At 42.3% G+C, this 24,616-nt stretch carries 24 protein-coding genes; 17 read left to right on the top strand and 7 right to left on the bottom strand.

The features are described 5' to 3' along the window. Positions 1-91: 91 nt before the first annotated feature. From AWT60_RS02340 to AWT60_RS02355, 4 genes are all read left to right on the top strand, one after another. Entirely contained in the window at positions 92-922 is an 831-nt protein-coding gene (locus tag AWT60_RS02340; protein WP_024424393.1) for a YitT family protein, read from the top strand. A 259-nt stretch (positions 923-1,181) separates the two neighbouring features. Beyond that, a complete protein-coding gene (locus AWT60_RS02345; RefSeq protein ID WP_024424392.1) occupies positions 1,182-1,499 on the top strand; it encodes a PadR family transcriptional regulator in 318 nt (105 codons plus the stop codon). Next, positions 1,492-2,079 (top strand): DUF1700 domain-containing protein, encoded by a 588-nt coding sequence (locus tag AWT60_RS02350; RefSeq protein WP_218676855.1) that lies wholly within the window; start codon positions 1,492-1,494, stop codon positions 2,077-2,079. The genes AWT60_RS02345 and AWT60_RS02350 overlap by 8 nt, the downstream gene beginning before the upstream one ends. Then, positions 2,076-2,246 (top strand): hypothetical protein, encoded by a 171-nt coding sequence (locus AWT60_RS02355; protein ID WP_164512186.1) that lies wholly within the window; start codon positions 2,076-2,078, stop codon positions 2,244-2,246. The genes AWT60_RS02350 and AWT60_RS02355 overlap by 4 nt, the downstream gene beginning before the upstream one ends. A gap of 17 nt (positions 2,247-2,263) precedes the next feature. Here AWT60_RS02355 and AWT60_RS02360 read toward each other — a convergent pair whose 3' ends face one another. Further along, the gene (locus AWT60_RS02360) at positions 2,264-3,481 is read right to left on the bottom strand and encodes a multidrug effflux MFS transporter (protein ID WP_218676856.1); all 1,218 of its coding nucleotides are present in this window, start codon (positions 3,479-3,481) and stop codon (positions 2,264-2,266) included. Positions 3,482-3,694: 213 nt separating this feature from the next. Here AWT60_RS02360 and AWT60_RS02365 point away from each other — a divergent pair, with 213 nt between their 5' ends. Then, positions 3,695-4,231 carry a GNAT family N-acetyltransferase gene (locus tag AWT60_RS02365; protein ID WP_041106188.1) on the top strand — a complete coding sequence of 179 codons (537 nt, stop codon included), beginning with the start codon at positions 3,695-3,697 and terminating at the stop codon, positions 4,229-4,231. 58 nt (positions 4,232-4,289) lie between these two features. Here the strand turns inward: AWT60_RS02365 and AWT60_RS02370 are convergent, their stop codons facing one another. After that, positions 4,290-4,439, bottom strand: a complete 150-nt coding sequence (locus AWT60_RS02370) for a hypothetical protein (RefSeq protein WP_204305226.1) — start codon at positions 4,437-4,439, stop codon at positions 4,290-4,292. A gap of 136 nt (positions 4,440-4,575) precedes the next feature. On the opposite strand from AWT60_RS02370, the gene AWT60_RS02375 reads away from it, so the two are divergent. Then, a complete protein-coding gene (locus AWT60_RS02375) occupies positions 4,576-5,136 on the top strand; it encodes a ribonuclease FAU-1 family protein (protein WP_218676857.1) in 561 nt (186 codons plus the stop codon). A 38-nt stretch (positions 5,137-5,174) separates the two neighbouring features. Here the strand turns inward: AWT60_RS02375 and AWT60_RS02380 are convergent, their stop codons facing one another. Then, entirely contained in the window at positions 5,175-6,788 is a 1,614-nt protein-coding gene (locus tag AWT60_RS02380) for a S8 family peptidase (protein ID WP_256928174.1), read from the bottom strand. A gap of 187 nt (positions 6,789-6,975) precedes the next feature. Here AWT60_RS02380 and AWT60_RS02385 point away from each other — a divergent pair, with 187 nt between their 5' ends. The 4 genes from AWT60_RS02385 (at position 6,976) to AWT60_RS02400 (ending at position 11,463) form a co-directional block, all read left to right on the top strand. After that, a complete protein-coding gene (locus AWT60_RS02385; RefSeq protein WP_218676858.1) occupies positions 6,976-8,457 on the top strand; it encodes an amidase in 1,482 nt (493 codons plus the stop codon). A gap of 37 nt (positions 8,458-8,494) precedes the next feature. Further along, positions 8,495-9,067, top strand: a complete 573-nt coding sequence (locus AWT60_RS02390) for a TetR/AcrR family transcriptional regulator (RefSeq protein ID WP_024424384.1) — start codon at positions 8,495-8,497, stop codon at positions 9,065-9,067. 80 nt (positions 9,068-9,147) lie between these two features. Then, a complete protein-coding gene (locus tag AWT60_RS02395) occupies positions 9,148-10,170 on the top strand; it encodes a quercetin 2,3-dioxygenase (RefSeq protein ID WP_076840660.1) in 1,023 nt (340 codons plus the stop codon). 159 nt (positions 10,171-10,329) lie between these two features. After that, on the top strand, positions 10,330-11,463 hold the full coding sequence (locus AWT60_RS02400; protein ID WP_076840661.1) for a zinc-dependent alcohol dehydrogenase: 1,134 nt from the start codon (positions 10,330-10,332) through the stop codon (positions 11,461-11,463). Positions 11,464-11,484: 21 nt separating this feature from the next. On the opposite strand, the gene AWT60_RS02405 is transcribed toward AWT60_RS02400, so the two are convergent. Beyond that, on the bottom strand, positions 11,485-11,922 hold the full coding sequence (locus AWT60_RS02405) for a MarR family winged helix-turn-helix transcriptional regulator (protein ID WP_076840662.1): 438 nt from the start codon (positions 11,920-11,922) through the stop codon (positions 11,485-11,487). Between the two features lie 261 nt (positions 11,923-12,183). Here AWT60_RS02405 and AWT60_RS02410 point away from each other — a divergent pair, with 261 nt between their 5' ends. The 4 genes from AWT60_RS02410 (at position 12,184) to AWT60_RS02425 (ending at position 16,736) form a co-directional block, all read left to right on the top strand. Continuing rightward, positions 12,184-13,692: a class I adenylate-forming enzyme family protein gene (locus AWT60_RS02410; RefSeq protein ID WP_218676859.1), complete on the top strand. Its 1,509-nt coding sequence runs from the start codon at positions 12,184-12,186 to the stop codon at positions 13,690-13,692. A gap of 66 nt (positions 13,693-13,758) precedes the next feature. After that, complete coding sequence (locus tag AWT60_RS02415) at positions 13,759-15,141, top strand: amino acid permease (RefSeq protein ID WP_041106205.1); 1,383 nt, start codon at positions 13,759-13,761, stop codon at positions 15,139-15,141. A gap of 100 nt (positions 15,142-15,241) precedes the next feature. After that, on the top strand, positions 15,242-15,607 hold the full coding sequence (locus tag AWT60_RS02420; protein ID WP_025092526.1) for a VOC family protein: 366 nt from the start codon (positions 15,242-15,244) through the stop codon (positions 15,605-15,607). Positions 15,608-15,875: 268 nt separating this feature from the next. After that, positions 15,876-16,736 (top strand): alpha/beta fold hydrolase, encoded by an 861-nt coding sequence (locus tag AWT60_RS02425; RefSeq protein WP_041106207.1) that lies wholly within the window; start codon positions 15,876-15,878, stop codon positions 16,734-16,736. 39 nt (positions 16,737-16,775) lie between these two features. Here AWT60_RS02425 and AWT60_RS02430 read toward each other — a convergent pair whose 3' ends face one another. Further along, complete coding sequence (locus tag AWT60_RS02430) at positions 16,776-18,191, bottom strand: alanine/glycine:cation symporter family protein (RefSeq protein WP_041106210.1); 1,416 nt, start codon at positions 18,189-18,191, stop codon at positions 16,776-16,778. 31 nt (positions 18,192-18,222) lie between these two features. Continuing rightward, positions 18,223-19,203: a glutaminase gene (locus tag AWT60_RS02435; RefSeq protein ID WP_076840664.1), complete on the bottom strand. Its 981-nt coding sequence runs from the start codon at positions 19,201-19,203 to the stop codon at positions 18,223-18,225. Positions 19,204-19,720: 517 nt separating this feature from the next. On the opposite strand from AWT60_RS02435, the gene AWT60_RS02440 reads away from it, so the two are divergent. The 3 genes from AWT60_RS02440 to AWT60_RS02450 all read left to right on the top strand — a co-directional run bounded on the left by AWT60_RS02440 (position 19,721) and on the right by AWT60_RS02450 (position 23,227). Continuing rightward, positions 19,721-21,007: an ATP-binding protein gene (locus AWT60_RS02440; RefSeq protein WP_076840665.1), complete on the top strand. Its 1,287-nt coding sequence runs from the start codon at positions 19,721-19,723 to the stop codon at positions 21,005-21,007. A gap of 4 nt (positions 21,008-21,011) precedes the next feature. Then, the gene (locus AWT60_RS02445; protein WP_041106214.1) at positions 21,012-21,950 is read left to right on the top strand and encodes a response regulator; all 939 of its coding nucleotides are present in this window, start codon (positions 21,012-21,014) and stop codon (positions 21,948-21,950) included. A 191-nt stretch (positions 21,951-22,141) separates the two neighbouring features. Further along, positions 22,142-23,227, top strand: coding sequence for an SEC-C metal-binding domain-containing protein (locus AWT60_RS02450; protein ID WP_144472780.1), 1,086 nt, complete (start codon positions 22,142-22,144; stop codon positions 23,225-23,227). A gap of 46 nt (positions 23,228-23,273) precedes the next feature. On the opposite strand, the gene AWT60_RS02455 is transcribed toward AWT60_RS02450, so the two are convergent. Beyond that, positions 23,274-24,314 (bottom strand): DUF4352 domain-containing protein, encoded by a 1,041-nt coding sequence (locus AWT60_RS02455; RefSeq protein ID WP_056764972.1) that lies wholly within the window; start codon positions 24,312-24,314, stop codon positions 23,274-23,276. Between the last annotated feature and the right edge of the window lie 302 nt (positions 24,315-24,616).

The raw sequence follows: 24,616 nt of genomic DNA on the forward strand, positions 1-24,616 counted from the left end.
CCGTCTTTTGATTTTTATGTTGTCCAACGACTGTCTTCTTTCGTGCAGAAAGAGGGTTTTTTATATGCTCAAAAAAGGAGGAAAGAAGAAATTGAAAAAATGTGTAAAAGATATAGCGATGATTCTAGTTGGTTCTTTTTTATTTGCCGCAGCAGTGAACATGTTTGTCATTCCGCTTGAATTTGGTGAAGGCGGCGTCACGGGGCTGTCCATTATTTTTTATTATTTGTTTGAAATAGCACCGTGGCTGACGAACCTTGTATTGAATGCCATCTTATTACTTGTGGGATATAAATACTTGGACAAAAAGACCACGATTTATACGGTGGTTGCCGTTGCAAGTAACTCTCTATTTTTGCACCTGACCACAACATGGGTTGTGAATGTTCATGAATTGATTATTGGAGCGATTTTTGCAGGAATTATCATCGGAATTGGGATTGGTCTTGTGCTCAGAGCCGGTGGAACAACGGCGGGTTCTGCCATTCTCGGAAGAATTGCCAACAAGTATTTAGACTGGAACGTGAGCTATGCCATCTTGTTCTTTGATCTGATCGTTGTATTTGCTTCATACTTTATTATTGGTGCGGAAAAATTAATGTTTACCATTGTGATGCTGTACGTGGCGACAAAGGTGATGGACTTCGTGATAGAAGGACTTAACACGAAAAAGGCAGTGACGATTATTTCTTCATGCAAAGATGATATTGCGGAAGAAATCAATCACACCCTGGACCGAGGCGTAACGATTTTAAACGGACGCGGTCATTATTCAAAGGAATCGAAGGAAATTCTTTACGCGGTCATTCAAAAGCAGGAGCTCATGCGCCTTAAGAAAATTATTAAGAAAATAGATCGAGACGCATTCGTTGTTGTCCATGACGTACGCGATGTGTTCGGAGAAGGATTTGTAAATATATAAAAATGAGAAGACCCTAAAAAGGGTCTTTCAGCGTGTAGACAAACCCTCGCATTCTTTGTCAGTCCTGCGCGCTGGTGCTCACGAATGTAAATTCGCTCCGCTCCGATGCTCGTCCTTCCTAGGGCTGCAAAGGTTTTCTATCACGCTGAAAAGAAGACAAAGAGCTAAAAGACCCGAAAAAGGGTCTTTTTTTATTCTCTATACCTCTTGTCACACAATACTATGTAATGTATAGTATAAAGAGTTAGGAGTTGTAAACATGAATGCACAATTAAAAAAAGGATTACTGGAATTTTGTGTACTGGCGGTATTAAAGAAAGGCGATTCCTATGGTTATCAAATCATTAAAGATATGTCCCATTGTATTGAGATTTCAGAATCGACATTATATCCGATTTTAAAGCGTTTAGAGCAAAACAATTATGTGGAGACCTATTCCCAGGAACATAACAGTCGATTAAGAAAATACTACCGCATGACAGAAAGCGGGCGGGAGCATATGGCGCAGTTTTTAGAGGAATGGGATCAGGTGATGGCGATTTACGACTTTATTTCTGGAGGACAGGGCAATGAATAAAAAAGAATTTTTGAGCAGCCTAAAGAAGCATCTGCATCTTCTAGGTGACAAAGATAGTGATCGGTTTATCGAATACTACGATGAAATGATTGAGGATTATCAGGAAGATGGCTACAGTGAAGAGGAAGCGGTTCATCAAGTCGGGCAGCCTGCTATGATCGCTGAATGGATTATGAAGGAACAAGGAATAAAAACCGTTCAGGTGCCGACGTTTGGAGAAAAGGCGACGAGACTCTCCATTCTCATTTTAGGCTTTCCGTTATGGGGCAGTATTCTAGCAACAGTCTTCCTGCTGATTCTTTCTGTGTATATGGTGATTTGGTGCATTCCACTCGTGACAGGTGCATTGACGCTTACTGGTCTGCTCGGCGGTTTTTGGAGCATCATTGGTTCTCCATTTATTTTTCAGGACGGTTTGCATGTGGTGGTGACGCAGGTTGGCGTTGGTATTCTTCTATTAGGTGTCGGATTATTAAGCGGCATAGCCACAGCGTATTTGACAAAGCTATTTGTGCAAATGACTATTCAAACCACTAAGGCATTCATGGGAATGTTTAAAAAGAAGGTCGTGAGAGTATGAACGTGAATGATTTAAAAAAGCAATGCATCAAATGGGGGATCATCTTCACCGTTGCCGGAGGAATTGTCATGGCAATTGGTTTTGGAATATCAGGCTTTGATTTAGATGCATATCACAACAATGACGAGAGTAACGTGTTCCGCACCATCAATTGGAGCAAGCCATAATAAATGAAAAAACCCGCTCATGCGGGTCTTTTTTTCGCTCGGGCCACAAAGAAGAAATAACAGCAAAGTGCGCCTAGATCACAAAGCATAATGATTAGACCCATTGGAAAAGCTGTTTGGCTTCCGGCTAGTCCGACAAGAGGGGTCATGCAAGCGCCTAGCAGCATTTGTGCCACACCGATCAGTGCAGCTGCACTTCCTGCATGCGCTCCGTGATGCTGCATCGCAAGAGACGGCGCAGATGTGCCGACAATTCCAACGCTTGAGACAACAAAAAACAGCGGAATCAGAATACCGTACAATCCTGCATCAATTGAGATCATGAAAAATAAAGTGACTCCCCCTAATGCAGCTGTCAGCAATCCAATACGAAGAACTTTCTCTTCACCGATTTTCGCAGCGACTCGGGCAAATACTTGTCCAGCCGTGATAATCCCAAGACTATTTACCGCAAAGGCCGCACTAAATCCTTGTGGAGAAAGGTTAAAAATCTCCTGAAGCACAAACGGTGAACCAGAAATATAGGCAAACATTGCTGCGAAGACAAGACCTTGTGATAGGGCATATCCAACAAAGAGACGATCGCTCGCTAGAATTTTCATCGCACCTAGGATCTGTTTGAAGCCCCCAGTCTGTCTGCGTTCCGCAGGTAAGCTTTCTTTCAATGAAAACATTGATCTTAGGAGCATTAGCGCTCCAAGGATTCCTAGAAGAACAAACACACCCTGCCACGTCGTGAACCGTAACATTTGTCCGCCCACGATAGGTGCCGCTGCCGGAGCAACCCCGTTGACTAACATCAGCAGTGCAAAGAATTTCGTCATTTCTGATCCTTCATAATGATCTCGTACGATGGCTCGTGCAATGACAATGCCAGCTGAACCAGCAAGTCCTTGAATCAATCTAAGAAGAATGAACGTCCAAATCGATGTGACCACTGTACAAAGAAGGGATGCTGCAATAAAAATGATCAATCCAATCATGAGCGGCTTTTTTCTGCCGACTGTATCACTGATTGGACCTGCAATCAGCTGTCCAAGAGCAAGTCCAATCAAACAAGCCATGAGACTTAACTGAGAAAGCGCCGTGCTTGCTTCAAAGTCACGGGCGATATTAGGTAAAGCAGGTAAATACATATCCATTGCCAGCGGAGCAAGGGCTGTTAAAGATCCGAGCAATGCGGCAAGGAGAAATCGATTTTTTTTCGATTCTTGGGGATAGGATAAAGAACTCATATGATGACAACACTCCTCGTATACTTCCTCAACACAGCATAATGAATCAAGCGTTCCTTTTCAATGAAAAATTTTCAGAGATGATTCCGTGCAAAATGATTGATCTTTCGAATGAGACTCTTTACATTGAATGAGTAGAGAAAAGAGTAAGGTGATCGCATGCAGTGATTGCATGATACGTATACCCACTAATAGAGAGCAGGAGGTGCTGACATGAAGCAGCAAGAGCTGATTATTCGTCAAGCAGTCAAAGAAGATCATGAGGCCATCACACGCGTGCTGATCAAATCCTATGCACAGTATGAGCCGCAATTTACAGAGGAAGGCTGGCAAAATTATTCTGCCGCGCTTGCAGCAGCTGTAGATAATCCGAACATGGAGCTGATGCTTGTGGCGGAACATGACGGCAAAGTCGTGGGGACGCTTCAAATGTTCCGGTCATCAGAGCAAGCGTATGACAAACCCGAAATGGGCATTACATCAGCCATCGTCCGGTTTTTAGGAGTAGATCCCGATGTGAGGGGAAAAGGCATTGCAGAATCATTGCTGCGTAAAAGTATTGAACTGACGCAATCATGGGGCGAAAATGTCCTGTATCTTCATACATCTGATAAAATGCAGGCCGCCATTCGCCTATATGAAAGAATGGGCTTTGAGCGTGCGCTTGATAAAGAATTTGTGAACCAAAATGGGACACATGTCAAGAGCTATCAATATGTGATCAAGAAAGAACAGCCGGCAGGTTCATAGTGTAACGTGCAGCAAAAGGAAGAGCTTACCTCCATGACAAGCTCTTCCTTTTTTCAATTTACGCCCACAGTGCCAGCGCCCAATAGGATACCACCCACGAGATGAAACCGAACATGACAAAGAGTTTTAACATGCGTTCATAAGGAGACAGCTTTCGTTCTTTCTTCGTTTTCACCAGCCGCCAATAAAGGACATAGCCGCAAATCATGAGGATGATTTGTCCAAGCTGTGTAAAGTTTTCAAGAATCGTTCATTTCTTTCACCTCATCATAGGGCTTCCATAAGTAAATGAGGCAATCCTTTATTTCTTCAGAAAAAATCGGTGTATACTGGAAAGAAAAGAGATGTTTAGAGGGAGTTGTGACATATTGTTTTCGCTGCATGTGGATCGTTGGGATGAAGTCATCGAGAGAAAAATCAAATACGATCAGAAAGTTGTGGAACATACCTGTCAGCTGTTAGATGCACAGGGACAGCAGGTTGTGCTGTTTCATAAGATTGAAGACCCGTTTACGATGAGGGCAGGTGCTGGTTTTCTAACCATTCCAAAAGGGAGCTATACGACCGCTTATTATTGGAAGGATCGTCCATATAACATATATTTCTGGAGAGATGATCAAGGGAAGGAACTAGGATCTTATTTTAATATTGTGGGAGATACACAGTTCAACGCCCAGCTTGTCATGTTTGAAGACCTCATTATTGATCTTCTCGTTCTTCCGACTGGTGAAGTCTATGTACTGGATGAAGATGAATTGCCGGAGAGTTTAGCGGATTTTGAGAACGGCGCAGTACGCCGGGCATTAGAAGGCGTGACGTCTTCGATAGAAAAAATTCTCGATCAAGTGAGGGCAGATGCCGAAGGGAAATATCATCACAGCTTGTTTGAGCCGATGTTGAGATAGAAAAAACGATTCCTCGCTGAAAGGAATCGTTTTTTCTGTTAGACCTTAATACGGTTTAATCGTTTTTGTAAATTGGTTTTTGTTTTGGAGGCTTTTAGCTGTTTGACAGCGCTTTGAGCCGCTGCTTTTGTTTTCTTTGTTCGTTTGGCTTCCGCTTTTTTGACCTTTTGTTTAGCGTCCGTCACTTTCTTTTGATAAGCGACTTGTTTTTTGACCTTGTCAAGCCGGTTTTGCAGGCTTGTTTTTTCTTTGCCTTTATTTAGTTTTTTGATGGCCGTTTGAGCACTTTTAATAGCGCCCTGTGTTTTGTTCTTTTCGGCTGTTTTGACCTTTGCACGTGCCGAGCGGATATCAATGGCTGCTTGGACTTTCTTCACCCGTTCTGTGAGTGCTGTTTTTTGCTTGCTTGCAGTGAGCCGGCCAATTCTTGTTTTGGCTTGATTGACATCTGCCTGCTTTTTAGATGTTTCGGCTGTTTTGACAGCACTGGCCGCAGCCTTTAAAAAGGTGGATTGCGGCACATATTGCACGCGGCCATAGCCGAATTGCGGATCCTTCCCTTTTGCACCAAGATCCACTGTATAGCTGCGCAATAAAGTGCGAAGCTGTGCATTTGTTTTCTTCGGATGAAGCTGCTTTAACAGTGCCAGCATTCCTGTGACATGCGGCGTGGCTTGTGATGTCCCCGTTGCATACCAATATTCATTTTTTAAATAAGTGCTGATGACGTTCTCGCCAGGGGCAGAAAATTCAATCCCTTTTCCTGTATTCGAGATAGACGCGAGTTTGTCTTTGGAAGTTGTTGCAGAAACGGCAATGACACTATTGTAAGCGGCAGGATAGCTAATATCATTCTTTTTCCCATCATTTCCGCTTGCAGCGACTACAAGCAGTCCTTTTTTATAGGCTTCATCTACTGCTGAACGCAAGATGGGGATATTGTCTTCAAAGCCTAAACTTAAATTAATAATGTCCATCTTGTTGGTAATCGCCCAATCGATGCCTCGAAGCAAACTATACAGGTCGCCTTCTCCCTTTTTATCTAACACTTTCACAGCATACAGCTTCACACCGGAAGCGACGCCGACTGTTCCATAATCGTTATTAAGCGCACCAATCGTGCCGGCGACATGTGTGCCATGTCCTTCATCATCTTTATAAGAGGATGTGTAGTTCACGAATGATTTACCGCCGGCTACCTTTAAATCCTCGTGTGAGAAAATGCCAGTATCTAATACGGCGACTTTTACATTTTTACCAGTGACGCCTTCTTTTATTGCTTGCTTGATATTTAGTTTTTGCAGATTGTAAGATTTTTGTACCAATGCATCCTGATTAGTTGCAGCGGCTGTTTTCTTTACAGTAGAAGCCGCGAGTTTGACCTTTACGTTTTTTGAGACGTAAGCGATGTTTGGGTCTTTTTTGAGTGAGGTGACCGCTTGTTCATCTGTTGTCACAGCGACAGCGGGAAGATGTATGTACTGTGCGTTCACTTTCTCACTTTCCTCAATAGCTGTTTGTTTTCCTTTTTGATTTTTATAGACGATGATGACATCTGTTTCTTTTGGCGGTGCAGCTGCCTGCGAATGGAAGGGCAAAGCAGTTGTCAACGCAAGAAGAAACGCAATGACGATAAGTAATTTCTTTTTCAATGCGTGGCTCCTCTCATCCGATGACCTCGGTCTTTTTTTCTCTATTATATCGGAGAAAGCAGAGGGATGGGATAGTAGAATTGTCGTCTTGTTCAGAAAGTTATTTTTACAAGTAACCTGAAATTGAAATTCATAGAATTCTAGTAGACAATAGAGACATCATGATAAGAGAAAGAAGGACATGCTGATGAACGTAAAAGAGTATATGACGTATGATGCGACTGGCTTGGCAGGACTTGTGCGGAATAAGCAGGTAACGCCCGAGGAGCTTATGCAGGCGGCATTTGATAGATTGAATGAGGTCAATCCAGAACTAAACGCTGTGATACGGACGAGACAAGAACAAGTTTTAAAAGACATCAAGGAGTTACATGAGTATCAGCCATTTGCGGGCGTTCCGTTTGTGCTGAAAAATATATCACAAGGGATAAAAAATGAACCGCTGACAGCAGGAGCTTTGCTGTTAAAGGATGTAAAAGCAAATTCGGATTCGCACTTTGTTGATCGGTTGAAGCAGGCTGGTTTTCTCATGATCGGACATACAAATACACCGGAATTCGGTTTAAGAAATGTGACGGAGCCTGCGTTACATGGTCCAACGAGAAATCCTTGGAATACAGACTATTCTCCGGGAGGCTCAAGCGGCGGGACAGCAGCAGCTGTTGCAAGCGGCATTGTACCTGCTGGCGGAGCAAGTGATGGCGGTGGTTCCATCCGGATTCCAGCATCCTTTACCGGTTTGTTCGGCCTTAAGCCTACGCGGGGAAGAACGCCAGTAGGCCCAGGCGCAGGAAGGCAGTGGCAAGGGGCTTCCATCGACTTTACACTTACAAAAACAGTACGGGACAGTGCAGCCCTTCTTGATCTTCTTCAAGTCATTCAGCCTGAAGCTGCTTTCCAAACTCCGTTATACGATGGCAGTTACCAAGAGGATCTGGCGAAACGTACATCTTCTATGCGAATTGCTTACAGCGTAGAATCTCCAGTTGGCACGAAGGTCAGTGAGGAAGCGAAGCAGGCGGTTCAGCAAACAGTGAAATGGCTGAGTGAGCAAGGTCATCAAGTAGAGGAAGCCAAGCCGGAAATTGATGGGATTCATCTCATGCAGCAATATTACGTGATGAACAGCGGAGAAATGTCTGCGTTATTCACTTCCTTGGCTCGTTCGTTAGGGCGTCCAGTAAAGCCGGAGGAAACGGACATCGTGGCATGGGTGCTGGCGGAGGCTGGCAAGAATGTGACCGCTGCTGCTTATACAGAAAGTCTTGATGCGTGGGATCGGGCTGCTGCACAAATGGCATCATTTCATCAAACCTACGATCTCTATGTGACACCAGCTACTGCCTATTCAGCTCCAAAGGTAGGTGAGCTTATGCATTCAGATCAGGAAACAGCCGCACTTTTACGTGTGTCATCTCTTTCCATGCAAGCACAGCAGGATCTGATTTATGACATGTTCCTCAAGAGCTTGACCTACACCCCATTTACACAGCTTGCCAACTTAACAGGTCAGCCATCAATGAGTGTTCCTGTTCATCTTACTAGTGCGGGCATGCCTCTAGGGGTACAGGTGACAGCACCTAAAGGAAAAGAGGACTGGCTGCTCAGGCTTGCGGCGGAAATGGAGACATCCTCGATTTGGAAAGGAACTAGTCAATTAAATCGATAACGCATGATAAGCGACTTTGGTCTATGGAGGGAAAAGAGTGTCACACGTGAGTACGAAGGACAAAATCATTCAAACGGCAGCACTTCTTTTACGTAAACAGGGATACCATGCGACAGGATTGAATCAAATTATCAGAGAGAGCGGCACACCTAAAGGCTCTCTTTATTATTACTTTCCAAATGGAAAAGAAGAGCTGGCCATTGCATCTGTTGAATACATTAGTCAAAAGGTCATCAATCAAATTGAAGAAGGCTTTGCCTATTCGGATGACCCATATATCGCCATCGATCGTTTTATGACCAAGATCATTCGAGGATTTATGGAGAAAGAAAGTGAAAGAGGGATTCCAATTGTCTTGCTTGCGGCAGAGTCCAAGCCTGAAAACGCGCAGCTTCATGCTGCATGCAAACAAGAAATGATCCGCTGGCAGGAGCTTGTAAAAGAAAAGCTAATGAACAGCGGGTATGAAGAAAACAAAGCGGATGAGCTGGCTTCTCTCCTTCACTCAATGGTCATCGGGGGTTTATCGATGACCACTGCACTCAAACAAACGACCCCTTTAGAACACGTAAAAAGTTACCTTAGACACTTATTTATGCGAGAAGAGTAAAATCTCTCGCATATTGTCTATCTATTATATCAATTGGTCTATATAATATAGATAGTCAATTTGTCATGAGGAGTGATGGGATGTCGGAGCAACCGCAATCGATGAAGCAATCCGAAGGTACCTTTTTTTATACCGTGTCTGGTTCCGGAAAGCTGTATGGGCTGGAGAATCAGCTTGTTCATATGCTGGCAGAAGCAAATCAAACGAATCAGCTGTTTGAGCTTGCCTTAATCACAGGTGGGAAAGGAGCTTATTTCCCGTTGCACTGTCATGAGCACTTATTTGAAACCATTTTTGTGCTGGAAGGAAAGCTTGAAGTGATGCTGGACGGTAAAAAATACATGGTCACAGCCTTTGATTATATTCATATCCCGCCCAAAACGATTCATGGCTACAGAATGCATAGTCATAAAACAAGATTTATTTCATATACGCTGGGCGGAAAAATGACAGATGTCTATCAGCAAATTGGGAAGAGGCTTTTTCAGAATGAATGGTCTATGACTCATCATGCTTTCGATGCATCCAGTTTTCAGCAGGCTGAAAAAGAAAGCGATATCATCCTGATGCATGGAATCAGAGAACTGTCTAATACAACGAGGCCCTCCGTTTTATTTCATAGTCAGCTTCCTCACGAGGTACAGCCTTATGTATTAGAGGCTGGTGAAGGGAAGCAATACATCATTGATGGTCAGATTCATCAACTGATTGCAACAGTAGAAACAACAGGAGGCGGATTCAGTCATTTTGTGGTTGAAGGAGCGAAGGAGAAATATTTCCCGCCGCATTATCATCAAGTTCATACAGAAGCAATCTATTGTGTGGAAGGGAAGATGAACCTTCATTTGAACGGAGAGGATATTTGCTTGATGCCGGGTGACTTTGCCTATATCCCGCCGGATACGATTCACTCTTATGAATTTGTGTCTCATTCAAATAAAATGTTGGTTTTGCTGCTTCCAGGAGAAATTGAGCAGGTGTATGAGCAGTTTGAAGAATCCCCAAGCCCAAGTATATGTCCCTATTTTATTCAAGAAGGGAATTTCATGTTCAATCGGGAGACTTCCACTCAATATGATTTGTTTTTTGTTGAAAAGGAATAATTGTGTAACGCGTTACACGACATCATGAGTCTGTCGAAACAATCGACAGGCTTTTTTTGGTTTTTTGCCTCCTCCACATAAATTTCTCATTTGATGAATGAACCATTCATTCAAGGTGAAGCTAAGTAAAAATGACTTGAGCTAAAGGAGGAAGGGCATGTGAGGGCTGTTACTTATCAAGGGAAAAATAGCATTGCAGTGAAGAAAGTAGATGCACCGTCGATTCAAGATCGGGAAGATGTGATCATACGTATTACATCAACAGCAATTTGTGGATCAGATTTACATTTGTATCAGGGGAATTTCCCGCTTCCAATCGGCTATGTGATTGGGCATGAACCAATGGGGATTGTGGAGGAAGTTGGCCCGGATGTCACAGCCGTAAAAAAGGGAGACCGTGTCGTCATTCCATTTACAGTTGCATGTGGTAAATGCCAATATTGCGATCATCACTTAGAAAGTCAATGTGACAACTCAAACCCGCACTACGATTCGGGTGGACTTTTTGGCTATAGTGAGAAATATGGGAATTACCCCGGAGGACAGGCAGAGTATTTACGCGTACCTTTTGGCAACTATACCCCGTTTAAGATCCCAGATGATTGCGAGCTGGAGGATGAACAATTGCTCTTCTTATCAGATGTCCTGCCAACCGCCTATTGGAGTGTAGAGCACGCAGGTGTGAAAAAAGGCGATACGGTCATCGTGCTAGGCTGCGGACCTGTTGGGTTAATGGCGCAGCAATTTGCTTGGCAAAAAGGGGCAGAACGTGTGATTGCCGTCGATTACATTGATTACCGCCTGCGGCATGCAAAACGGATGAACGGCGTGGAAGTCTTTGATTTTACAGAAGATCCCGACATGGGAGAAACGTTAAAGGAGCTCACCAAGGGCGGAGCCGATGTTGTGATTGATTGTGTGGGAATGGACGGAAAGAAGTCGCCGCTTGAAAAAATTGAGCAAAAGCTCAAGTTGCAAGGCGGAACGATCGGACCCATTCAAATTGCCACAAAAGCCGTTCGCAAATGTGGAACAGTGCAGATGACGGGTGTGTACGGCGGCCTGTACAACATGTTTCCATTAGGCGCTTTTTTCGCAAGAAACGTCACCCTGAAAATGGGCCAAGCCCCGGCGAGAGGATACATGTCAAAGCTCTATCAAAAAGTGACAAGCGGTGAAATTGATCCTAGAGCGATTATTACTCACAAATTGCCATTAGATGAAGCTGCTCATGCGTACCACATCTTCAATGACAAACAGGATGATTGTATAAAGGTCGTTTTAAAGCCATAAAAAGAAGGCTTAGGAGTATTCCTAAGCCTTTAATGTGTGCTTGTCCATCATTTTTTCGATTAATTCAAAAAATGTTTTTTTATCTTCCTCTGAAAGGTGGTTGAACAATTGATTCACAAGCAGCTGGCGATTGTCGATCATTTGTTTAGCAATTTGTTCACCCGATTCAGAGAGTTCAATCCACACAGTACGGCGGTCATTATTATTTCGAGAGCGGATGATCAGCCCTTCGTCTTCTAAGTGATTGAGAGCGGTTGTTGTTGCAGAGGGAGATAATGAAACTTCCTGCAGAATATTTTTCACAGTACATGATTGATGGCGGTAGATGATACGTAAAATAAACCCTTTAACATTCGTGACGTTTTTCGGAATATTTTCTTCATCTATTTGTTTCGTCGCCTTTAAATACTTTGTCAGTGCATGGTCTAACAAACTTGCCTCTAGCTCGAAATGTTGCATTCTCCATACCTCTTTTCCTATTGCATTCGCATTTCCGATCAATTACTAGGTCTATCTTATCATAATAATCAACATGATTTAAACCAAAATGGAAGACGGCTATAAAATTACCTATATTATCAATTAATATAAAGAACAATTCCAAAATGAAATGATTTTACTTTCAGCTGTTTTTATTTTAGAATGTGAATGAGATAAAATCTGCCAACCCAATTCGCTGGAAATTGGCTATTGGAAATCAAACGTTTGGAGATGAAGATATTGAATACTTTACAGGCATTACTAAACGACAGAATGGAACGCTCTTCACAAATTGAGGCGGTAACTGGCGGAGGGGTGTCTTATACATTTGAAGAATATGCAAAACGCATCGACCAGCTTGCTCATTACTTACATCAAAAAGGAATTCGAAAAGGTGACCGCGTTTGCTTTATTTGTCAAAACCATCATCACTTTTCAACGATTATGCTGGCAGCCATTAAAGCAGGTGCAGTCGCAGTTCCGCTGAGCTGGCAGCTTACTTCTTTTGAGCTGGAAGGTATTTTGAAAAAAGCAGAGCCAAAGGCTTTATTTTTTGACCGAGAATTCCGTGACATGATTGCTGCGGTGAATGTGTCTTTAGACAACTGTCTCATGGTGGAATCTGGTGTAAATGCGAAAACAACGCAGCTGTTTGAAGACATATTGGCTTCAAACGATGGCAGTGATCTTGCGGAAGAGGTATCAGAAGAGGATCTAGCGATGATCTTATTTACCTCTGGGACAACGGGGAATCCAAAAGGCTGTATGGTGGGACATGGACGAATCTATCAATTTTTAACAAGACGCGGGAATCGAGGATTTGACTTGAAAGGGAAACGGTACTTGGCGAGTCACCCTCTCTATCATATGAGTTCAATTAATCATCTGATCGCTGCTGCCATTGAAGGGTATACACTTGTTTTCTTACATGATGCAACACCGAAGCGCATTTTAGAAACGATCGAAAAAGAAAGAATAACGTTCATGATGGCTTTCCCATCAGCTTATACGTACATGCTGGAAGAAATGAAGCGCGGTTCGTATGACCTTTCATCCTTTGAAATTGCGATTTCTGGCGGTACGAAGGTGCCGGTCCGTTTGATTAAGGACTACAAAGAAGCAGGCATTCAGATGATGCATGGCTACGGAAGCACGGAAGCATGGGTTGTCAGTGCGTGGCATCCTGCGATGGGCGAGGATAAAATGGGCTCTGCTGGTAAAGTGGATCCAGATGTAGAAGTGAAAATCGTTCATCCTGAGACTGAGGAAACACTGCCAGCTGGAGAAATTGGCGAAGTCGTCATGAGAAGCCCATTTTATTTCTTAGGCTATTATCATCAGCCTGACGCTACTGCGAAGGTGCTCAAAGATGGCTGGTTCCATATGGGAGATGCAGGCTATCTAGATGAAGACGGGTTTCTATTTATCACAGGCAGATACAAAGATGTGATTTTATACGGCGGAGATAATATCTATCCTGATCAAGTAGAAGAAGTCATTGAACAAATTCCAGGTGTGATTGAATCAGCTGTCATCGGGGTGCCGGACGAATTATATGGTGAAGTGCCAAGTGCATATATCGTAAAAGACGAATCCGCCGATTTCTGCGAAGAAGATGTGGTGAACTATTGTCAGGAACGTTTGGCAGATTACAAAGTGCCATCCATTCATTTCATCAGTGAACTGCCAAAAAACAAGCTTGGTAAAATCATGAAGAAAGATTTACGTGAATTGGTTGTGAATGCTTAGTACCTATTCTGCTATAATGAAATTTGAATGATTTTTTGTTTTTCTAACGTTTTGGAGGGAAAGGGTTTGCGACATATTCTTCGTAAGAAACACGTTCACGATTTGTTGGAACAGAGCAGACAGCAAAAGGTAAAGAAAACGCTGGGCGGGCTCGATCTCACGCTTCTTGGTATAGGGGCAGTGATTGGTACAGGGGTTATGGTGTTAACTGGTATTACAGCGGCTAAAGATGCAGGACCGGCTGTCATTTTCTCCTTTGCGATTGCAGCCATTGTGTGCAGTTTGGCAGCACTTTGTTATGCAGAAATGGCTTCAGCGCTTCCTGTATTCGGCAGTGCATACATTTATTCATATACGACCATGGGCGAGCTTGTAGGTCATTTAATGGGATGGACCTTATTATCTGTCTATATGCTGACTGCTTCAGCTGTCGCCAGCGGCTGGTCGAGTTATTTCAACAGCCTGCTCGAGGGATTTGGAATTTCGATTCCGCATCAATTCTTAGCGGGGCCGGAGCAAGGCGGATATATGAATTTGCCGGCGATTATCATTGCTTTACTAATTGCGTGGATCTTATCTAGAGGAACGAAGGAAAGTAAAAAATTTAATAATATCATGGTGTTTGTGAAACTCGGTATTATTGTTCTTTTCATTGTAGTAGGCGGCTTTTATGTACAGCCAGCCAATTGGCAGCCTTTTATGCCGTTTGGTGCAGAAGGCGTCATTGCCGGTGCTGCCGCTGTATTTTTTGCCTTTTTAGGGTTCGATGCGATTTCTGCTTCAGCAGAAGAGGTGAAAAATCCGCAGCGGAACCTGCCAATTGGGATTATAGGTTCATTACTTATTTGTACGATCATTTACATTGTCGTTTGTTTGGTCATGACAGGCATGGTGCACTATACAAAGCTGAATGTCACAGAGGCTATGTCCTATGTCCTGCAAAGTGTACATCAAAATAGCGTGGCTGGTATTATTTCTGTTGGTGCGGTCATTGGATTGATGGCTGTGATTTTCGCCAATAATTATGCAGCAACTCGAATTGCCTATGCGATGGGCCGAGACGGACTTTTGCCTAAAGTGTTTTCAAAAACAAACAAAAGCGATACGCCTGTTGCTAGCATATGGATGATTGGCGGAATGACAGCTGTTATTTCAGGCTTTATTGATTTGAAGGATCTGTCCAACTTAGCGAATATCGGTGCATTATTAACGTTTGCCATGGTTAGTTTATCTGTGCTTATTTTGAGAAAGACACATCAGCAGCTTGAGAGGGGCTTTAGGGTTCCTTTTGTGCCGGTTTTGCCGATTATCTCAATGGGCTGCTGCTTGTTCCTTATGCTCAACTTACCAGGCCGGACATGGCTTTACTTTGGGGTTTGGCTGTTAATCGGTGTCGTCATGTACGCAGCGTATTCAAACAAACACAGTGAATTAGCGAAATCTTCATGAGAAAAAGGTGCAAATCCGTTGACGATTTGTGCCTTTTTTCATACGATTTGGGATAAGCTATAAAAGAGATGATGGACGGAACAAGAGGAGGATGAGGGGTATGATTAGTGTTAGTCCTTATATTGTTGTAGAAGATGTGAAAGAATCTCTTCAATATTATCAAGGGATTTTTGGTGGGGATATTCAGATCTTAAATGAACATCAAGACCGTGTCCTGCATGCTGAATTGCACCTTGGGGAATCACTGCTTCATTTTTCAGATACATTTGGACGTACACCAAAGCCAGAGAATCTGAGATTGATCATGCAGTTTGACAATGAAGAAGAACTAAAGGCTGTCTATGAAGCGCTGGAAGCTGATGGAGATGTACTGGTCGAATTACAGGATACCTTCTTTGGCGCACTTCACGGACAAGTACAGGACCGGAAAAATGGGTTGATCTGGGTTCTGAATTATATGAAATAGACGAAGACCTTCACCAGTGTGAAGGTTCAGCGTGTAGACAAACCCTCGCATTCTGTGTCAGGTCTGCGTGCCGGTGCTCACGAATGCCCAATTCGCTCCGCTCCGGTACTCGCCCTTCCTAGGGCTGCAAAGGTTTTCTATCACGCTGAGAAGAGAACAAAGGCCTTCACCATAGTGAAGGTTTTTTTGTGAGTGTTTTTATTTTCTGAAAAATGGAAAATATGCTATGTTGGAAGAATAAAAGGACAAGGAGAAGGGTGGCAAAGGAATGGAACAAATTGAGTTTCAATCAATCCAAACAAATGGTGTAACACTTCATACAGCAATGGCTGGACCGGAAAATGGCCCGCTGCTTGTGCTGCTCCACGGGTTTCCTGAGTTTTGGTACGGCTGGAAAAATCAAATCATCCCCTTGGCTGAGGCAGGCTATCGTGTTGTCGTTCCTGATCAAAGAGGCTACCATCTAAGTGACAAGCCAGAAGGAGTCGAATCCTACGTATTAGATCAACTGAGAGATGATATTGTGGGTTTGATCAAGACGCTGAGCCCGAACCAAAAGGCGATTGTCGGCGGACATGACTGGGGCGGAGCTGTTGCTTGGCATTTGGCTTCAACCCGTTCTCAATATGTCGAGAAATTAATCATTGTCAATATGCCGCATCCGCGGGTCATGATGAAGGTCCTTCCATTTTATCCGCCACAGTGGAAGAAAAGCTCCTATATTGCTTTCTTTCAGCTTCCGAATGTGCCAGAGGCAGCACTCCAAGAAAATCAATTTCAAAAACTGGATGAAGCCATCGGACTGACGGCAAGACCACATTTGTTCTCGAAAGAAGATATATTAAGCTATAAGCTGGCTTGGACGCAGCCAGGCGCCTTGACCTCCATGCTGAATTGGTATCGTGCCATTAAAAAGGGCGGCTTTGAAAAGCCGATATCTACACGTATTTTAGTACCTGTTCGCATGATCTGGGGGATGGAAGACAAGTTTTTAAGCAGAAAACTGGCAAAGGAAACGATAAAGATTTGCCCTAATGGCCAACTGATTTTTGTCGATGATGCTTCTCATTGGATCAATCATGAAAAGCCAGAAGTGGTGAACAAACTCATACTCGAATTTTTGATCTAAAGAAAAAAGCTCTGGTCAGGGGACCAGAGCTTTTGTGATTTACCCGATATGATTCTTTTTCAACGGAGCAGGTTCATCATCCCAGCATTCAATGTTCTCATTGTTTGGAACGGCATTTTTATAAAAGACTGGATCTTTCCCCTCTTTTTTCTGCCGTGAATAATCCTTTAATGCTGCAAAGGCGACTTTAGATAGCATGGTAATGGCAATGAGGTTGACGATGACCATTAAGCCCATAAACAGATCGGCAAGATTCCAAACAAAAGGAACACTTGCTACAGCACCGAATAAAACCATGGCAATGACCGCAATACGGTATCCAATCAACCATGCTTTGCTTGATTTAAGAAATTCAATGTTCGTTTCACCATAGTAATAATTCCCGATTAGCGTACTAAACGCAAATAAGAAAACCATAATGGCAAGAACACCAGAAGCCCAAGGACCGATGTGTTCACTCAAAGATGCTTGAGTGAGCTCAATACCTGTTAATTTTGTCGTTTTATATGCACTTGAGAAAAGGACGATAAAGGCAGTACTTGTACAAATAATCAGAGTATCAATTAAGACACCAAATGCTTGGATCAGTCCTTGCTTTACAGGGTGGGTCGTCACGGCAGCTGCAGCAGCGTTTGGTGCGCTACCCATCCCAGCTTCGTTTGAGAATAGACCCCGTTTAATCCCTTCCATAATGACGGCACCCATGGTACCTCCTGCAAACTGCTCAATACCGAATGCATGTGAAATAATAGTCTTGACCACACCAGGCAGTTCAGTAATGTTTGTAATCATGACAAAAAGAGCAATACCAATATAAGCGACAGCTAAGAAGACCACAATGTATTCTGCCATCTTGGCAATCGTTTTGACCCCGCCGAAAATGATGATACTAAATCCGATAGCCATAATGACGCCTACGACCAAACGATTTGTACCAAATGAATTTTCGAAAGCAATGGTAATAGTGTTCGACTGTACAGCATTAAAGACAATACCGAAAGAAATGGTGATTAATACAGCAAACAAGATCCCCATCCAGCGTTTCTTTAAGCCTTTTTCAATATAGTAAGCGGGACCACCGCGAAAGCCTGATGCATCTTTTACTTTATACACTTGGGCAAGCGTACTTTCAACAAAGCTTGACGCGGAACCGATAATGGCTAGGAGCCACATCCAAAAAATAGCACCCGGACCACCCATGGCAATTGCAATCGCAATCCCAGTAATGTTCCCAGTTCCAACCCGAGCCGCCATACTAATAGCAAAGGCTTGGAATGGCGATACGCCAGATTTTTGTTTGTTTGTTCCTTCTTTCAGAACGATCACCATTTCCTTAAGCATACGCACTTGAAGGAAACGAGACCTGAATGTGAAATAAAGACCGACAAGAATTAATAGTGCAACAATAATATATGACCATAGATAACCATTTGTTGTTGTTAATAAATCATTCATAACATCACCTCTTCTAATTCATCCTATTTTTTTAAAAAATACTGAGATCCCACTCTTTGGCGAGCTTTTTCAGCATCATGACACCGGTAATGCTATTACCACAATCGTCAATGGCGGGACCATAAATACCGATTCCACAGCCTGTCTGAAACGGAAATTCTCTTCTTGCGCTTGGCGGAACGCAAGCCATAATTCCTCCAGACACACCACTCTTCGCTGGTACGCCTACGAAAGCAGCAAAATTACCAGATGCATTATACATGCCGCATGTCAGCATCAATGCCTTTGTTAGTCTTGCGATATCTTTTGGGATGACTTGGACTTGTTTAAAGGGATGGTAGCCATCACTTGAAATAATTAGTCCAATCAAGGCGATGTCCTCAGTTGTGACCTCGATGGAACATTGCTTTAGGTACACTTCTAATGTCTCTTCGACATCTGATTCTAAATAATTGGTTTCTTTTAAGTAATAAGCAAGAGCACGGTTGCGGTGCGCAGTTGCCCATTCTGATTGATAAACCTCTTCATTAACAGAAGGACGCTTACCTATTAAGTTTTCGATTAAATCGAAAATATATGCTAGCTTTTCTGTAGAAGTCTTTCCGGGAAGGATGGAGGATACGGTAATAGCTCCAGCATTAATCATTGGATTAAAGGGCTTCCCTGGTTTATGCATCTCAAGACGGTAGATGGAATTAAATGCATCACCAGTTGGCTCTACATCTACCCGATCCAAGACGTAAGGTACGCCTCTTCCTAAACAGGCAGCTATAAAGCTGATGACTTTTGAGATACTTTGCAGGGTAAAGGGAACGTCCCAATCACCATATCGTACAGATGATCCATCTGGGCCTATCACGCTGATACCAAGTTGAGAGGAATTCACTTTTCCAAGTGCTGGAATGTAGCCAGCATTCTGCCCATTTGTGTAATACGGACGTATTTCTTCTGCCCATTGATCAACAGAAGACTGGCATGCGTGTTGTGTATTTTTAGAAATTGCTGTTTTCATACGATTCCTCCAATCAAAAATCAAAAAGTACCCTATTGAATTGGCGGATGACAAAAAATGCGATCAAATAGGCACGAAAACATGTTACACATCTTCAAAGAACTTGTCATGCGCTGCTTGCACCACTCCTTTACACCTAAATATATGTACAAATGAAGGCATTGTCGGCGGAAAAACAAAAAGGGTTTTTAGTGAAAATTCAGAAAACGCTTACATATAGTTTCACTAAAATTGTTCATTCAATTTATCTTGGAAACTACACAATCTGACGTAAATCTACAGAAAAACTTACAAATAAAAATCAGTCTGTCGATGATTGTCTAAACAATTCCTATTATTGTCGTCAATGATCAAAACACTGAATAGCTGAAAGGTCACCTTGCTGCCCCGGAGAATAGTCATAAAAAAGGATTTTGAGGATAAAAGGAGCAGTGAAAATTATTTTTTTGTACATTGTGGAGAAAAGAGTCTCCTTGTATACTGTGGCTATGCAAACAGGGGAAGGGATGTCAGTCATTTGAGTTTAAATCAGCTTGTCAAAAAGGACGCATTCATTTTAATTTTTATGATGGTCATTGTGCCGCTTGCAGGAGAGCTGAAGTTTTATCCTGTGAATGAGACGTTTCGCATCAGCTTTGGCGCACCTGCGTTTTTCTTTTGCTTATTACTCTTAAGAAAATCTAGACCGCTATTGCCGGGATTTTTAACAGGCGCAGCCATTGTGCTTTTTCGGGTAGGCTTAGATTTGATTCAGCAGAATGCTGATCTGGCTTCATCATTTTATCAGCAATTCCCAAGCTTCTTTTTCTATTTCACTTATGCTTTCCTGTTTTTTGCCGTCCGTACGGGACGCTTTAAACAGCGCTCCATTTTCATTGGGATCATCGGTCTGATGATCGAATTAGTTGCTGATTTTGTCGAGCTGTTTGTACAATTCTTAGTGTTTGATACAACGATGACCTTATCAAAGCTGAGCGATATGTTCTTCATTGCGTTTGCTCACAGCTTTGTGGTGATCAGTTTTTTTAATATGATGAAGCTGTATGAGGCTCAATCAAGAGAAAAGCAGATCATGAAACAAAATGAGCATATGATGATGGTCATTTCGAATTTATATGAAGAAACGGTGCATTTAAAGAAAACGTTAAAACATACAGAGCATATTACGCAGGAATCATACCGGCTTTATCGTTTGCTGCATGAACACGAAGCAGGGAAAAAAGTGAGTCAGGAGCTGTTAAAGCTCGCAGGAGAAATTCATGAAGTGAAAAAGGATAATCAGCGTATTTATGCTGGGCTTTCAAAGCTGATTTCGAAGGAAAATATGCAAGACTATATGAAGGCGGAAGAGCTTGTACAAATTGTGATCCGCATTCAAGAGAAGTATGCTTTATCTCTTGGGAAAAACATCTCCTTTACATCTGATATAAGGGGCATTCATCTGCATGATTATCATGTGTTTATTTTCTTATCGCTGATTAATAATTTAATGGCCAATGCAGTCGAAGCAATAAAAGATACCGGGATGATCTCACTCGAATTGAAAGGAAGTCATGATAAAATAGAGATTCGGATTGAAGATGACGGACCAGGGATTCCTAAAAAAATGAGAGAGATTGTGTTTGATCCAGGGTATACCTCCAAATTTGATGCATTTGGAACACCGTCTACAGGGATTGGCTTATCCTATGTGAGAGAGCTGGTTCAAGAGCTTGGCGGTCATATTCAAATCGAACCAAAAGAAACAAAAGGTGCAGCTTTTCTGCTTGTACTTCCTATACAAAATTTAATACAGAGAGGGTGAGTGTATGCGATTCTTCATTGCAGATGATGATCGTGCAATACGCTCGATTTTAGGTCAAATCATAGAGGATGAGGATTTGGGAGAGGTCGTAGATGAAGCGGGTGACGGAGTTGGATTAGAGGCACATTCCCTGAACCTCAAGAAAGTAGACATCCTTTTGATTGATCTTTTAATGCCTGCTAGAGATGGCATTCAAACCATTCGCCATATCCACCCTGAATTCAAAGGCAAGGTCATTATGATTTCCCAAGTAGAAGCGAAAGAGATGATGGCAGAAGCCTATGAACTAGGGATTGAATATTATATCCATAAGCCTGTCAATCGCATTGAAATCGTCAGTGTGATTCGAAAAGTCATGGAGCGTATCAAGCTGGAAAAATCGATTTACGATATACAAGCCTCTCTTCGTCACGTGCTGCCATTAGAGCCGGTGATTTCTCAAGGTGCGGGCGTTGGGGCGAAGAGAAGAACGATGAAAGAGGCTGGGGAATTTCTCTTATCTGAGCTTGGAATTGTCGGCGAGAGCGGCTCTAAGGATTTACTGGAGATACTCATCTACTTACATGAAACACAGTCAGCCAATTCTCATGAGGTCAATTTCCCGCCGCTAAAGCAGCTGTTTATCAAAACAGCAGAAAGAAAACTGGATCATGGTGCAACCGATGTAGAGGTGATGCGGGAAGTGAAAGCGGCGGAGCAGCGGATTAGACGAGCTATTCATCATTCCTTGAATCATTTTGCCTCACTAGGATTAACAGATTTCTCAAATCCTAAGTTTGAGCACTACGCGTCGAAGTTTTTCGATTTTACCGATGTCAGCCAAAGAATGAAAGAAATGCAGAAGACATCTTCTCCCTCAGGATCGACAGGCAGAGTCAATACGAAGAAATTCGTTCAAATCTTTTATTTTGAGGCAAAGCAGTTATTCGAAGGAATGAGCTGAGGAAAATCTGTTGGTATGATTGGAGAAAATAAACAGAGAAAGTCTGTCTTTCCTATGATCTATCGTGATTTTCAGGTGTTTTTATAATTTAACTGATCATTCAGATTTTTCTTTTTTCTTGAAAATAAAACCCTCCTGTGCAATCGTTTGTTAAAATAGTGAGGTTAGACTAGAATGTCGGAGGTTTTATTTTGGGAAAAATTAAACGAAATGCGCTCTGCCCATGCGGAAGCGGAAAAAAATATAAACATTGCTGTGGTCAAAAATCAGGCGGAGAACAAACGTCTGAGCTTGTGTTTAAGGAAGCTGTACAAGTTCAAAAGGATTTAATGAATTATGCTTTTTCTAAGCATCAGAGAGCGATCAACCAATTCATTAATGAGTTTTCTTTCCTTGCAGATATGGATAAAGAAACGCAACAAATCTCAGTTTTCCATTTGAGTGTATGGGGCATCTTCTTCCGTCCATTAACTGATCAGAAAGAGACCATTTTCCAAGAATTCCTGACAAAGAAAGCAGAGGATATTACCCGTCCGAAAACAAGACAAGTAGTCCAATCTTGGACAGACATGGAACCATCTTTGCTTTTATTAAATGAAAAAACGGACGAGTCTCTTTATTTTGAGAATATGATAACAGCGGAGAAGGTTGAAGTAGATGTAAAACCTGATCAAACGGTACTGCCTGAAAAGGGAAGTCTCGTGCTTGGTTTTCCTGTTCAATTTGAAGAAAAGGCAGAGTTTTTCATTCAATATACGATGTTTGCGAAAGAGTTTACAGATACTCTTCTTCTTCAAGTTCGCCAGCTTGTTGACGCATATGAAGCAAATGGAGAGGCGCGCAGCACATTTATGAGAGAATCATTCCCTGATGTGCTGAAGTGTATGTTTGCGAAGCAAGAAGTAGAAGAATCAGAAACACCTGCTCAAACAGAAGGCGTTGCAGGTCTATCAGCAGATCGTATGGACTGGGCAAGTGACGTTCAGCTGGAAACAGCTAAGCTGATTGAAGACGGAATGAAGGAGCACGGTGACCAGAGCCTGACAGATGGTGCTTTAACGGTTTGGAAAGCCTACTGTGATCAGAAATCACCTGTGATCCGTAAAGCAGCGTCATTTGCTGCGGGAATCGAATACTATATTCATTCACTTGCAAGCGATGCCCCGCTTTCTCAATCACAAGTAGCGAAAAAGTATGGCATTAGTGCGTCTACTGTATCGAGCCGTTTTAAAGATATCGAAAAAGCGGTGAAAGAAGAGCAAGAGGCGACAGTATAATTAAAAAAAGACGCGGCTCCTTCAGAGGCCAGCGTCTTTTTTTAGATTATCTCGTTTTAATAAAACCGCTCATGTACTGCTCTGTATTATAATCATTGAGGTCAATTTTCCATTGACCATCCCCATTACGTTTCATTTTCACTTCATATTCAGCTGGGCTGGAAACGGGAGGAAGTTTTTCGAATTCAGATGCGTACATGTTTAAGCTTTTTTTATACAATTCTTCTTTAGAACGGATTTTCCCGTTGTAAAACTCGTCTCTTTGCTTGTCTAGCTTGTCTTTTAAGTTAGAAGCATCAATGCCTGTTACTTGAGCGACAACCTTTGCTTCGTCATCAGAGATGGTTTTCACACTTGTTTCTACTTTCGCTTTATCCTTCATGGTGTTTTGAATGCGTTTGTACATCGACAGAATATCTCGGTCACTCACTTCATTTCCGTATATTCCTGCACTTCTTTTGAAGTCTTTTACAAACATCTCATGGTATTTATTGACGACATCCGATTGGTTGTCACCCGTTAAATCTGCGAATTCATCGTTCTTTTTATCAAAAACAATAATATCGGTATAAGCGGATAACGCTTTTGCTGGGTTATCCAGCTTTTTTGCTGAATCGAGTATTTTGTTTCCATCTAGGTCGATTTGGATGGAATCACTGTTTTTCTTGATGCTGTCCTGATAGACGAACTGATATTTTTTCCCTTTGTCTACTAGGAAATAAAGAGCTCCTGAAAGTGACTTGCCTTTGTTCAATGAACCAAGGTCAAGACGGTCTTTGCTGCCGTAGAATTTTAAATCAGATACTTTGGCATCGTCCTGATAAAGGGAGAAGTCAGAGTTATATAATGAAAGGGCTTTGTCACCTTTGTTTGTGATCGTCAGGTTGACTTTTAGTACCAATTCATTGTCTCTTAGGGTAGTTGTTGAGTCTTCTGGTAACGTATATTCGTAGCTATTGACTTTTACCTCTGCTGTTTTTGTTGACTTTTGATCAGCGTCGGTTGATTTGGCTGAGCTCTGGCAGGCTGCAGAGATGATCATCACGAATGAAATCATGAGGAGTGCACTTATTTTTTTAAGATTCACAGTTGAAGCTCCTTTGCTTTTCTTTCGTCATTTCTTTCCCGCTATCTGACTATGAAAAAAGAAACAGATAGATTGGTATATTCGGGTGTTAAAGGGGAAAATATCCTAATGACGATTTGCACTATTCATTCTATCGAAATTCATTCATGATGAGGAATAGGTTTTAGTCCCTATTTTTGATAGTTTTTAACACAATCACCTATAAAATAAGGAATTAAATAAGCACAATATACTAGTTAAAAAGTTTTAATTTATAGATTTGTTTTAGGTTTTAAATGTTTTTTGTATAAAAATCTTGAAGT

It is taken from the genome of Bacillus sp. F2HM (assembly GCF_019266135.1).
GTDB classification, from domain to species: Bacteria; Bacillota; Bacilli; order Bacillales; family Bacillaceae; genus Bacillus; species Bacillus safensis.

Excerpts from the sequence above, each read along its gene's own strand:
- AWT60_RS02365 (WP_041106188.1), top strand. The coding sequence starts at position 3,695 with ATGAAGCAGCAAGAGCTGATTATTCGTCAAGCAGTCAAAGAAGATCAT.
- AWT60_RS02345 (WP_024424392.1), top strand. The coding sequence starts at position 1,182 with ATGAATGCACAATTAAAAAAAGGATTACTGGAATTTTGTGTACTGGCG.
- AWT60_RS02445 (WP_041106214.1), top strand. The coding sequence starts at position 21,012 with ATGCGATTCTTCATTGCAGATGATGATCGTGCAATACGCTCGATTTTA.
- AWT60_RS02435 (WP_076840664.1), bottom strand. The coding sequence starts at position 19,203 with ATGAAAACAGCAATTTCTAAAAATACACAACACGCATGCCAGTCTTCT.
- AWT60_RS02355 (WP_164512186.1), top strand. The coding sequence starts at position 2,076 with ATGAACGTGAATGATTTAAAAAAGCAATGCATCAAATGGGGGATCATC.
- AWT60_RS02425 (WP_041106207.1), top strand. The coding sequence starts at position 15,876 with ATGGAACAAATTGAGTTTCAATCAATCCAAACAAATGGTGTAACACTT.
- AWT60_RS02430 (WP_041106210.1), bottom strand. The coding sequence starts at position 18,191 with ATGAATGATTTATTAACAACAACAAATGGTTATCTATGGTCATATATT.
- AWT60_RS02370 (WP_204305226.1), bottom strand. The coding sequence starts at position 4,439 with ATGATTTGCGGCTATGTCCTTTATTGGCGGCTGGTGAAAACGAAGAAA.
- AWT60_RS02385 (WP_218676858.1), top strand. The coding sequence starts at position 6,976 with ATGAACGTAAAAGAGTATATGACGTATGATGCGACTGGCTTGGCAGGA.
- AWT60_RS02350 (WP_218676855.1), top strand. The coding sequence starts at position 1,492 with ATGAATAAAAAAGAATTTTTGAGCAGCCTAAAGAAGCATCTGCATCTT.
- AWT60_RS02360 (WP_218676856.1), bottom strand. The coding sequence starts at position 3,481 with ATGAGTTCTTTATCCTATCCCCAAGAATCGAAAAAAAATCGATTTCTC.
- AWT60_RS02395 (WP_076840660.1), top strand. The coding sequence starts at position 9,148 with ATGTCGGAGCAACCGCAATCGATGAAGCAATCCGAAGGTACCTTTTTT.
- AWT60_RS02375 (WP_218676857.1), top strand. The coding sequence starts at position 4,576 with ATGTTTAGAGGGAGTTGTGACATATTGTTTTCGCTGCATGTGGATCGT.
- AWT60_RS02405 (WP_076840662.1), bottom strand. The coding sequence starts at position 11,922 with ATGCAACATTTCGAGCTAGAGGCAAGTTTGTTAGACCATGCACTGACA.
- AWT60_RS02420 (WP_025092526.1), top strand. The coding sequence starts at position 15,242 with ATGATTAGTGTTAGTCCTTATATTGTTGTAGAAGATGTGAAAGAATCT.